Origin of the sequence: Rickettsia rhipicephali str. 3-7-female6-CWPP, assembly GCF_000284075.1 — a bacterium.
GTDB classification, from domain to species: Bacteria; Pseudomonadota; Alphaproteobacteria; order Rickettsiales; family Rickettsiaceae; genus Rickettsia; species Rickettsia rickettsii.
Genome location: NC_017042.1, coordinates 185156 through 197568, shown reverse-complemented (window position 1 = coordinate 197568; position 12413 = coordinate 185156). Strand labels below are relative to the sequence as shown.

Here is a 12413-nt window from a genome sequence, read left to right as displayed (position 1 = left end):
GCTCCAATCTTTGCACTACCTACCAGTTTTTTCCGTATATTTTAGTCTTTTCTCTTTTAGAGGTAGAGGAGTATTAGGGGGAGTTTGCTCTAAAGGATCTACAGGATTAGTTGGCATCGACTGAGTGGGAGTACTTGTATTACCTCGAGACGAAGGATGCTTTGTTATATAAGTTATTTTACTTTCGGCATCAGTACCGAGTACTGCTATTTGTCCACTTCCTATCTTATAGGCGTTTTCTATAATTTTACTTCCTGTTACGGTAACTTTTACTGCCCCTTCTACTGCTTTATAACATGCATAACCGGCACATACTATAATAACCCTAAGCAGTTCGGCATCATTATCACTATAATTAGCTTGTCTCCTACGATGCTCTTCGGCAGCATAAATTTGTGCAGCATATTCCTCTTTTGTCCTTGACATAAAATGCTCTTCATTTAAACTAATAATAATTATTATTGTAAGATTTTCTATTATTAAGTCAATATAAATCTTTTATTATAATATTATAAAGTAAAAAACCGAAAATTATTTATTAATAGATAGTTGATTGTAGTTAGAGAGATATTATAAATACGAGTTTAGAATAAGCACTTATCCTAAATTCGCCTTTGTTTGCTTTGAAAAGGTGTGAGTGAGCATTCACGAGTGTTTTACTGTCACCTAGTTCAATTGACCACAGGAGTAGGTATTGTTGCAGATAGAAAAACGCATTCGGTGTCATACCGTGGTTTGACCACGGTATTCATAAAAATAACTAGTATTAGTTGTTTTTATATTTTTACTGGATCCCGCGATCAAGTCGCGGGATGACAGGATGGAATTGTGTCTGCACAACAACGCATGCTCGCAATGACGATTTGGTATCTACGCGGGAATGACATTGAAGCTATGAAACAAGCCCATTAACCTTGCGTAATGGCAGCTACTTCATCGGCAAAGTTTTTTTCTTCGTGTTCTATACCTTCACCAAGTTCGTATCTAATAAATTTGGCGATTTTAATTTCTGCACCGAGTTCTTTTTCGGCATTTTTAATTACTTCCGCAACGGTAAGTTTAGGCTCAAATAAGAAATTTTGCTGAAGCAATACAACTTCCGAGAAGAATTTACGTATTCTACCTTCTACCATTTTTTCTATAATATTATCAGGCTTTCCTTCTTCTTTAGATTTCTCAAAAAATACTTTTCTCTCACGCTCTACAAGTGCTTGATCCAAGCCTGAATCATCTATACTTTGCGGGTTATTTCCTGCTACATGAACAGCAATTTGTTTAGCTAACGCTTCTAGTTTTGCTTTATCTTTTGCGTTAGACGCAAGACCTACTAATACGGAAATTTTTCCTAAATTCGGTACAACTTCATTATGCACGTACGAACCGATTGCTCCTTCAGATATCTCTAATATATCCATACGACGTAATGTTAAATTTTCACCGATTGTAGCGATATTTTCTATAATTTCTTCTTCAACTGATTTACCGCTTTGCATTTTAAATGTTTTTAGCGTGTCTATAGTTTTTGCAATTACTGCAAGATTTGCAATATCCTTAACTAGATCCTGAAACTGCTCATTTCTAGCAACAAAATCCGTTTCGGAATTTACTTCAATTACCACTCCGGTAAGCCCATCAACTTTTGCAGCCGTTAAACCTTCAGAAGCAATGCGTCGGGCTTTCTTTGCAGCAACAGCTAAACCTTTCTTACGAAGAAAATCAATAGCTTCTTCAAAATTACCGCTGGTTTCTATTAATGCTTTTTTGCAGTCCATCATACCTGCACCGGTTTTTTCTCTTAATTCTTTAACCGCTACAACACTTATATTTATTTCACTCATACCTTACTTTCTCCTTAATTATTATATTTGGCTTGGGTTGTGGCTCGAAGAACGACCTCGGTGTCACCCCGTGGCTTGCTCCTGGGGTCCATAAAAACAATTTAAAATACTAATATTAGTATTTTAAGCTGGATCCCGCGATCAAGTCGCGGGATGACAATGGGAAAGCCGATCCATGCAACAACACTTATGCATTATCAGAATTTTTCATCATTTAATGCTTGCTCAAATTCTGTATTTGTCTCTTCATCAATATTTTTCGTTTTAGAGAATTTTTTAGCTTGTTTTAATTTAGAAACATTTTTAGAAGTTAACGCCTTATCTGTATGCTCTTGCATAGCACCCATATCAACTCCTGAAACTTTCATTGATTCTTCAAGTCCTTGTAATGCCGCATCTGCAAATAAACTACAATAAAGTCTTATTGATCTTATAGAATCATCATTACCCGGAATCGGATAATCTACATTATCAGGATTAGAATTAGTATCAACTACTGCAACTATAGGAACATTAAGCTTTACCGCTTCATTAATTGCGATATGCTCTTTATTAGTGTCAATAACTACTAGAAGATCAGGTTTAGAATTAAGATTTCTAATACCGGCAAGAGATAGAAGTAATTTATCTTTCTTACGGCTCATATCGAGTATCTCTTTCTTAGTATAACCCATAAGTGCTTCTTCGTTTTCTAAGGTTTTGTCTAACTTATTTAGCTTTTCTATTGAACCCGCAATAGTTTTCCAGTTAGTTAGCATACCACCAAGCCATCTATGATTTACGTAATACTGTCCGCATTTTTCGGCATATTCCGCTATAATATCGCTTGCCTGTATTTTAGTACTTACAAATAATATTTTACCGTCTTTTTTTACGGTTTCATATATTGCATTCAAAGCAACACTCATTAAAGCGACACTCTGTCTTAAATCGATTATATGAACATCATCACGTTCACCATATATATAAGATGCCATTTTAGGATTCCAGCGTGAGGTCTTGTGACCGAAATGCACGCCCGCATCTAATAATTCTTTAATGTTAACAGATGGTATTTTTGACATTTTTAAATTCTCCATTGTTAGTTTATACCTCCGTAAGATGCCCATTCTAATGAACTAACATATATCTTACGTGTGAATTTTTTGCTTAAGTTTTGGATAATCGTCATTGCGAGCAGCCGTAGGCTGCGTGGCAATCTCATCAAATACCCTGAGATTGCTTCGTCAATTATTACATATATTTCCTCACAATGACGACTTATAAGCCTATAAATTATATACGCATATTGCGTAATTTACAAGCTTTTATTCTTTGCGCCAAATAGTAGTACCGTCAGGTTGATCTTCTAGAATTACTTTTTCCTCTAATAACTGGTTACGAATTTGATCGGCTAATAACCAATTTTTTTGTTTTTTTGCTTCCAAACGCTTATTTACAAACTCATTTATATAGAGTTCATCCACACCGCTATTAAACCACTCGTGTGGGGTCTTATTCATTAAACCAATAAAATTAGCACAAGTAATAATAGCAGAGGCGTTAAGCTGCCTTTCTTCTTCAGTTTTAGAAATAAAAACACCTTTAGCGTAGTCATTAATTATTTTAACGGCAAGCGGCGTATTCATATCATCAAGTAAGCTTTGCATGAAATCATGAGGTAAATCTATTTTCTGCACATTAATATTTTCTATAGCTCTATACCAATAATCTAAAGTTTTCTTAGCATCTTCTATAGCTTTATCATTATAATCAAGAGGACGCCTATAGTGACTACTTAATAAAAATAACCTTACTACTTCTCCTTGAATTTGTTTATCCATTAAATCCCTTATGGTAATAAAATTACCAAGAGATTTACTCATTTTCTCACCGTTAACCGTTAGAAACCCATTATGTACCCAATATTTAGCATAGGTAGAACTTGGAAAAGCACATCTACTTTGAGCAATCTCATTGGTATGATGCGGAAAGATTAAATCTACTCCGCCGCCGTGAATATCAAAATTCTCACCTAAATATTTGTAGCTCATGGCTGAACATTCAATATGCCATCCAGGGCGACCAAGTCCCCAGGGGCTTTCAAAATTCATATTTGCCGGTTCATTTTGCTTTGCCGGTTTCCATAATACAAAATCTTGTGGATTTTTTTTGGCTTTACTATTTTCTACATGTACTCCCTCAAACATTTCTTCTAAATTTCGGTTAGATAATTCCGTATAATTTGGAGCTGATAAAACATCAAAATAAACATGATTATCAGCAACATATGCGTACTCTTTTGCTATTAAGCGTTCTATTATTGCGATCATTACATCAGTATGCTTTGTAGCTTTCGGCTCAATACTAGGTAGCATACAACCTAAATATGCCATATTTTTATGAAACTCTTTCGTAACTTTATCAGTCAACTCATCAATAGTAACACCAAGTAGTTCAGCTCTATCGATAATTTTATCGTCAACATTCGTAATGTTACGTACATATTTTACTGTCTTCTCACCGAATATTTTTATAACTATACGATAAAGTAAATCATATACTACTCCCGACCTACCATTACCTATATGAGGATTATCATAAACAGTCGGTCCACATACATACATTTTTACGTTAGCTTGATCTTGAGGATTAAAAACCTCTTTAGTACGGCTCAAAGTGTTATATAAGTGAAATTGAATTTGCATATTTTATTTACCAAAAACTGAAGTACATTTCTTTCAAAAGTATTATTAACATACTCCTTTTGAAAAAAGTTTAAAATTCGGAGTATACATTAGTATGTGATATATTAAACATATTTTGGCTAAAAAATTCATTGGTTAATAAATATTAGTAATTAATAGTTTACATAAGTTAACAAATATTATATAACTCGCCTCGTTTATATTAAAAAAATAATAACTAATCGAGGTTTGAATGAATTTACAAAATTCCTACTCAAAAAAATATGTTTTAACTTTTTTCATGTCAATATGTTTGTTGACTAGTAGCTTTTTAAGTACAAGTGCTAGAGCGGCAAACTTTAAAGATTTAGTTAGTAAAACCCCGACATGGGAAAAGTACAATTTAAAACAACAACAAAACATTTGGGACAATTTGACTCCAAATGAAAAAATCAAAAAATGGCAAGAAGCAGATTTAGTTCCTAGTTTTACTCAAGCACAAGATGATCTAGGAATAAATTATAAGGAAACAGATTTATCAAGTTTTGTAGATAAAACTAGACATAAAGCAAGACAAGCAAGAGCTAAAATTTTATTATACATCGAAAGAATAAAACAACAGGATTTTGATACAAAAAAACAAGAATATATTAATCAAGGTGTAGTTCCTACATATATAGAAGCAGCAACAAATCTTGGAATAAGTTATGACCCTAGCAAAATAGACAATAATGTAGAAAACGATCAAAAGGTACGTCGTACAGAAAAAGACAAAAAAGCGGTAATCGAGCTATATATCAGCTTAATAAACAGAGATATTAAATACAAACATTATGTTGATAATGATATTATCCCTGAAATGAAAGAAGTAAGGACTGCTCTTAACATGAATAAAGATGATGCAGAATCTTTTGTTGCTTCAATAAGAACTGAAATTATGGAAAACGCAAAGGGACAATATATAGCCGATAGCCATATTCCTACAAAAAAAGAGTTAAAAAATAGGTTTGGTATATCTCGTGGTGATAATAGAGACGACTATATTAAGTCAATAAGACTTAAAGTTATGGACAAAGAAAAGCCACAATATATAGCTGATAATAGTATTCCTACAGAAAAAGAGCTAGAGAAGAAATTTGGTGCTGATAAAGATGAGGCAACAAACTATATCGCATCAATAGCAACTCAGATGATGCTTGGTAAAAAATCGTACTATATAGATAATAATATTATCCCTAACGCTGACGAATTAATGAATGAATTTAAGATAGAGGACATAAAAGCAAATTCTTATATACACCAAATAAGAGCCGGAATAGACGCAAAGCAGTTGCTAAACAACAATGATACTACTACTAAACAGTCTGCCGGACACTCTCAAAAAAAGAGCGGAAGCAAACACAATTGGTATATGTCAAATCAAGGTACACATAATACAGAAACATCTTCAGGGGTTTCAAGAACATCTTCAGGGATTTTCACGGGTAGAAAAGAGAAACAACCATATTTTTTTGATCCTATAAGTACTTTTAAAACTCACTTTAATCATAAAAAAAATAAGGGTAATTTAACGCAGTCTCAACACAATATAAATAGAATAATACAACAAGAAGAAAATATTGAAGAATTTAAAAATCTTATTAAAACAAATCCTATAGCAGCATTAAATCTTGAAGTAGATAGTAGTTATAAACAAGAAGCAGTAACGACTATCTTAAGTGATTTTAATGATGATACTATTCAAAGGGTATTATTTAGCAATAATACGGGACAATTAGATTTCAATACCAATATTGACGTTAAAAATAGACCTATTTTAAAAAAATTATTAGAAAATAGTTCTTCTGAAGAAAAAACTAAATTTACTGAAAGAATTCAAGACTATGCAACACGAAATATATCTAATAGTCAATTTGAAGAAAAGGCACGATTAGATCTTATCAAACTAGCAGCAAGTAAAGATAAGAGTTCAGTAGAAAACTTTTTAGCTCTGCAATTAGAGTTAAAAAACAAAATGCAGCCGCATATTGTAAAAAGCACCTATATTTTAACACCAGAAATAGTAAAAGAAATAAATATAGAACTAAAAAATAAAGGGCTAATAATAGATAGTTTAACTAAAGACGATATGATTAAACTAGCCAAAGCATTAAATAAACAAACATTAAATTCAGCAATTAAAGTAATATTATCTGATAGTAACATACTCAGCAATGAAACCAATAAAATTTTAGGGTTAGCAGTAGGTAATAATGCAAATAATTTAGAACAAACACAAAGCGGCATTCCGAATCCACCACCTCTACCGCTAAACGGGGGTATTCCAAATCCGCCTCCTCTACCACTAAACGGGGGTATTCCAAATCCGCCTCCTCTACCACTAAATGGAAGCATGCCACCCCCACCACCTCCCTTAAATTCTCAAGACTTTAGTAGCAACTCTAACAATTTTGATTTAAATAAGTTACAAGCAGAATATCCTCACATACATTCATTATATATTCAGTTTACTCGCAATACTACTGTTCAACCAAAAGTACCACTTCAACCTACAACTCCTAGTGCAACCACCAGCACAGACAGAAGCACGCCAGAGACAGCTTATGCCAAATTATATGCAGCATATAGAACTGAGACAGGAGGTAAAAAAGCTTATGATTTACAAGATCAGCTTATAAAAAGACAAGCTGATCTTACAAATGTTATACGTCAAATATTAACAGAATCATACGCCAACCAAGGAGCTGACGCGAAAACTCTTGTAAATTTATTTAGCATTTCAACCCCTGAAATCGCAGAAAAAGCTAAAGAAGCTTTTAACACTCTTGTTCAAGACCCATATATACAAGATATAACCGTAAATGGTAAGAAAACAACAACAAGCGAAGAGATAATTAAAAATCTTTTCAATGAAGACACTGATGATGCAGTAAAACGTATTTTATTATCGTCATGTAAAATATCTGGAGAATTAAAGAGACCTATTAAACTTGAATTCAATAAATCAGAATTGATTAGAGAGTTACAGAGCAAACAAAATCCGTTTGAACAATTAGAATTTGCCTATACTAATGCACAATACTTCGATCAAGATATATTTGGTAATAGAGTCGAAGAGTTAATTAACAACCCTCATATATTAACTACAGCACAACAAGCTACTTTTTTAATAACAGAAGATACACACTTAAGAAAAACAATTAATTCTGATCAAGCACAGGCTAAACTTGATGATTTAAGAACAGCTATTTTAAGCACAATAAAATTTGAAGAATTAATTACAGCAAATTTACCTCAACATGCGTTTATTGCTATAGTAAAGGAAAAAAAACCCGAATTATTACAAGAGTTTTTAAACGCTACTACTATCAAACTAACAGGTAATAATAATTTAGATCAATTAAGATTAGCTTTGCCTTCATTTACAGGCATGAGTAATGAACAAATAAGAATTCTTACTAGAAAATTAAATATGCCTATAATATTAAAAGCTCTTCACGAGTGCTCGCAAGAAAAAGCTAAAAAACACATCCATACCGGAAACATGCCACCACCGCCACCGCCACTGCCGTCTGATTCACAAGATTTGGAATTAGCTTATCTAAAAAGTTTAGGGATTACTAAATCCAATGCAAATACATCTACTTTTAAAACAACTCCAAAAATTTATAACTTTAGCTCTGATATAGCTGTAAGATATAAAGAATTTGCTTTATCAGGACAAAAAGCAGCAGGACATAAAGCAAAATACTCTGATGCCAATTTATTAAAAAAAGCTATAGTGGAATCAGTAGCATTTGAGCATTCAAAAAAATTACCTAAAGCTCATCAAAATAATAAGTATTTTGCAAAAATCCAAGAAGCAGCCGACACTATGCACTCTAGCTTTATAGGTCCTAGAACTGAAATAGGGCAAGAAGTACATAATATTTATACTTCTAAACTTTTGGAATTAGCAAAAGATAAAGAATTTATTAAATATGTTAAAGATGATATTATACTTAGCAAAAAATTAACGGAGGCGTTTACTTCCGTTGACTCTGATTTTATAGATCCTAGAACTAAACTAGAACAAAAAATACATAATATTTATACACAGCAATTGACAAAATATCCAGAAGAAGCGGTAAAAGAGGCATTTAATACTGCTAACTCTGATTTTATAGGTCCTAGAACTGAAATAGGACAAGAAGTACGTAATATTTATACTTCTCAACTTTTGGAATTAGCAAAAGATAAAGAATTGTTTCTATTTGTTGCACAATTACTAGTAGAGTCTACTGAATTAGAACAAAAATATGGTAGTGATATTCAATCAGAAAATAGTAACAATGAAGAGACAATAGGACGTTTAGATCTGAAAACATTACGATTATTCCAACAAAAAAACGAAACCACAAATGACGAATCCTCAACAAAGGATGATACACAACCTGAAGATAGTAATAAAAAGTCAGAGCAATCTGATTCCAAAACCGTTTTATCACCGAGATTATTCTGTTCTAACGATAGCAAAAATGATAAATCATCAGATGACAAAAAATCACTTCTAGCATTAAGATCTAGTGATGAAAACGATAAAGGGTATGAAACTGATGAATCAGATGACAAAAAATCACTTCTAGTATTAAGATCTAGTGATGAAGACGATAAAGGGTATGAAACTGATGAATCAGATGACAAAAAATCACTTCTAGCATTAAGATCTAGTGATGAAGACGATAAAGGGTATGAAACTGATGAAGAAGAATTAGAAGAAAGCAATAGCATCACTGACGAAGAATTAAAAAAAGATATAGTTTTAGAAAGCAAAGATGAAGCTATCGATGTGTCATTCAAAACTGAAGCAATTACAGAACAAGATGAGGCGACACAGAGACAACAGGTATCTGATGACACTAGTAGGAAAGTAGCAATATTAGTTAAGGCGACTTCAACTCTTCACAAACCTGTTCACTATAATATTTTAAGTGATAGATTAAAGGTTGCTGCAATAGGGGCCGGTGATGAAGAAGCTAGTATAAACAGAGGGGTATGGATTAGCGGCTTATACGGCATCAACACACAAGAAACTTGGAAGAACATTCCAAAATATCAAAGTTGTACAACCGGCATAACTATCGGGACTGATGCTGAATTCATCAATAGTCATGATGTTATAGGAATAGCTTATAGCCGTTTGGAATCCCTAATTAAATATAATAAAAAACTAGGGAAAACAACAGTTAACGGTCATCTTTTAAGCATTTACGGTCTAAAAGAACTAATTAAAGGTTTCTCATTGCAGGCTATAACATCTTACGGTCATAATTATATTAAGAATAGATCTAAAAGCATTAATAATATAATTGGAAAATATCAAAACAATAATTTAAGTTTTCAAACTTTATTAAATTATAAATATCGTACAAAATACGATTTATATTTTATTCCTAATATCGGTTTTAAATATGATTATTCAAGAGCTAGCAATTATAAAGAGTATAATGTAGATATAGAAAATCTCATGATTCAAAAGAAATCAAATCAATCATTTGAAAGTAGCCTTGGCGGTAAAATAGTGTTTAAGCCTATAGTGACCACAAACAATATAGTATTAACACCAAGTTTGTATGGTAATATTGAGCATCACTTCAATAATAAAAATACAAAAGTTAATGCAAAAGCGACTTTTAAAGGACAAACATTACAAGAAAAAATTATTATACCAAAACAACCTAAGCTTGGATATAATATCGGTAGTAATATACTTATGAGTAGAAAAAATATAAATGTTCTACTTGAGTATAATTATTATACGCATAAAAAGTATCAAAGCCATCAAGGACTTATTAAACTAAAAGTCAATTTGTAAATCACCAATAGAAAATTTAAATCAGGATAAGCGTTTCCTAAGAGCTTATCCTTTCTTAATGAATAAGCTTATTAACCAAACTCCTGCATTAGAATACTGGAGTACTAAATATAGTAAAAAATAGTTTAAATGAATAGCTATTAAGTACAAGATGACCTAATTGGTCAAAAGGAAAAATATTAAATAAACTCATAATCCCAATTACAATAAAAGTATCGATAAATAAAGAAATTGCCGTACTAAAATTATTTCTTATCCATAAATAGATATTAATATCAACAAGTTGAGCTATATAACAGGCAAAAGTTGATGCTAAAAAAGATATATGGTATGAACCAAAGACTTTATGAAAAGTTATGTTGTCAACATTAGACCAATTACTAGCTTCCAATTTATCCATGAGACTTATTATTAAAATTACTATTATATTAAAAATAATAGCAAGCTTTACACAAAAATTGGCTCTTTCTTTACCGTAAAACTCAGCTATTAAATCCGTTAATAAAAAAGTTAACGGGTAAAAAATTGCTCCTATAGATAATTCAAGAATATAAAAATTAAAAATATTAAGGTAAACAAATTTTTGATATATTAAGTTTCCTACTTATAATAAGGACTGTAAAAAACGTACATAAAATGATATAAATTTTTTCTTTTATATTAAATTCTATAGACATTTCTAAAATTATTTTAGGTGCAAAAATATTACTGTACTCTAATAATATATATTGGGAGTTCTGAAAACTATACTAAATTCTCTGATGTCATACCATTGATCTATAGGTGTTGTTACATGAATCCTGTTATGTCACTCCCACAAAAGCAGGAATCCAGTACTTTTATCTGTCACCCCGTGGCTTGACCACGGGGTGACACAGTGGATTTTACCGATCCACGCGACAATACCAACAAAGGTAGACAATGACAAGTATGAGAGATATTACTAAGATAAAGCTGTAACTACTTAGCTATAGGTAAACTATTTTCTGTTTGATTTTCTTCAATTTCATTAATCTTAGAAACTAAATCAGATTTCTTTTTTGAGGAAAGGTTAGCAAGTACTATTGCATTTATTAAAAATAATGTTGTAAGTATTATAGTGCTTTTAGTAAGAAAATTACCGACTGTTTTAGCACTGACTACTCCCATATTATTACCGCCGCTTATACTACTAATTCCATCCGATCCGCTACGCTGCATCAGAATAACTATAATTAGCAATATTGCAATAGTAATATGTACAAAGAGAAGAATGTCTATCATATAATAAAATAATCGTTACCCCGTATTTTAAATGTAAATCATACATTAGTTTTATATTATTTGCAACTTAGCTTTATAAAATAAACATAATACTATAATAGTATCTGACAGACACTAGACTAAAATCAGCATATGAGTTTTTCAAGAAAGGTTAAAAACTCACAAAGCTTAGGATGTGTGGTGGTGCTACTAGGGGGAATTGAACCCCCGACCTCTTCATTACCAATGAAGTGCTCTACCCCTGAGCTATAGTAGCAAGATTATTTCAAACCCTTTTTGCCACATATTTGTTATTAAATCAAGAAAAATTTTGGAAATTCGTTTACTATTTACAAAAAAGCTCTTATGCTAGCTCTTCATTCGCGCCACTTATATGTACCCCATCATAAAATGCTACTGTAGTTTCATTAGCATGCATCCCAAATTCTTTCTGTAAATAATCACTTAAAATCTTTAGTGTTTTTTCTTTGGTTTGGCATGGTAATATCATTTTATTATCTTGTACTAACTTGTGTAATTTGGGTATCTCTTCTGCAGTAACAAGCCTCATGTCCAAACAACCGTTTTCTTCTTGTTGTAGAAGGTCAGCCGTTACACTCGTAGTAACTCTATGACATGTACCGAATAAGTCTAGATCTATCCTTGAAATTGCTTAGTCACTAGTTACTTCTTTAAAAGTTCTGGAATGATTGATGTTATCCTCAGAGATACTGGCAAAGACTAATCCCTTTTCAGTTATTTTATGTTCACAAGCATCGCCATAGTAATAACTCTTAGGTTTAAAGACTACAA

General features: G+C 32.0%; 7 protein-coding genes, 1 tRNA gene and 1 pseudogene. 1 reads left to right on the top strand and 8 read right to left on the bottom strand.

All coding sequences use genetic code 11. The features are described from left to right. Nucleotides 1–15: 15 nt before the first annotated feature. The 4 genes from MCC_RS01105 to cysS form a co-directional block, all read right to left on the bottom strand. Nucleotides 16–426: a hypothetical protein gene (locus MCC_RS01105; RefSeq protein WP_014408176.1), complete on the bottom strand. Its 411-nt coding sequence runs from the start codon at nt 424–426 to the stop codon at nt 16–18. Nucleotides 427–908: 482 nt separating this feature from the next. Continuing rightward, on the bottom strand, nt 909–1838 hold the full coding sequence (tsf, locus tag MCC_RS01100; protein WP_014408175.1) for a translation elongation factor Ts: 930 nt from the start codon (nt 1836–1838) through the stop codon (nt 909–911). Nucleotides 1839–2035: 197 nt separating this feature from the next. Continuing rightward, entirely contained in the window at nt 2036–2902 is an 867-nt protein-coding gene (gene rpsB, locus MCC_RS01095) for a 30S ribosomal protein S2 (protein WP_041405471.1), read from the bottom strand. A gap of 243 nt (nt 2903–3145) precedes the next feature. Further along, nucleotides 3146–4525, bottom strand: a complete 1380-nt coding sequence (gene cysS, locus MCC_RS01090) for a cysteine--tRNA ligase (protein ID WP_014408173.1) — start codon at nt 4523–4525, stop codon at nt 3146–3148. Nucleotides 4526–4757: 232 nt separating this feature from the next. Between cysS and MCC_RS01085 the strand changes: the two genes are divergently transcribed. Then, a complete protein-coding gene (locus MCC_RS01085; protein WP_081498398.1) occupies nt 4758–10358 on the top strand; it encodes an autotransporter outer membrane beta-barrel domain-containing protein in 5601 nt (1866 codons plus the stop codon). Nucleotides 10359–10403: 45 nt separating this feature from the next. On the opposite strand, the pseudogene MCC_RS01080 reads toward MCC_RS01085, so the two are convergent. The 4 genes and pseudogenes from MCC_RS01080 to MCC_RS01065 all read right to left on the bottom strand — a co-directional run bounded on the left by MCC_RS01080 (nt 10404) and on the right by MCC_RS01065 (nt 12177). Next, nucleotides 10404–11035: pseudogene (locus tag MCC_RS01080) on the bottom strand (queuosine precursor transporter). A gap of 283 nt (nt 11036–11318) precedes the next feature. Continuing rightward, nucleotides 11319–11621, bottom strand: coding sequence for a preprotein translocase subunit SecG (gene secG / locus MCC_RS01075; RefSeq protein ID WP_014364381.1), 303 nt, complete (start codon nt 11619–11621; stop codon nt 11319–11321). Between the two features lie 181 nt (nt 11622–11802). Further along, nucleotides 11803–11877, bottom strand: a tRNA-Thr gene (locus MCC_RS01070). An 87-nt stretch (nt 11878–11964) separates the two neighbouring features. Next, nucleotides 11965–12177, bottom strand: a complete 213-nt coding sequence (locus tag MCC_RS01065; RefSeq protein WP_041405392.1) for a hypothetical protein — start codon at nt 12175–12177, stop codon at nt 11965–11967. Between the last annotated feature and the right edge of the window lie 236 nt (nt 12178–12413).

Coding starts and splice junctions, on each gene's coding strand:
- MCC_RS01105 (WP_014408176.1), bottom strand. CDS start 426: ATGTCAAGGACAAAAGAGGAATATGCTGCACAAATTTATGCTGCCGAA.
- tsf (WP_014408175.1), bottom strand. CDS start 1,838: ATGAGTGAAATAAATATAAGTGTTGTAGCGGTTAAAGAATTAAGAGAA.
- rpsB (WP_041405471.1), bottom strand. CDS start 2,902: ATGTCAAAAATACCATCTGTTAACATTAAAGAATTATTAGATGCGGGC.
- cysS (WP_014408173.1), bottom strand. CDS start 4,525: ATGCAAATTCAATTTCACTTATATAACACTTTGAGCCGTACTAAAGAG.
- MCC_RS01085 (WP_081498398.1), top strand. CDS start 4,758: ATGAATTTACAAAATTCCTACTCAAAAAAATATGTTTTAACTTTTTTC.
- secG (WP_014364381.1), bottom strand. CDS start 11,621: ATGATAGACATTCTTCTCTTTGTACATATTACTATTGCAATATTGCTA.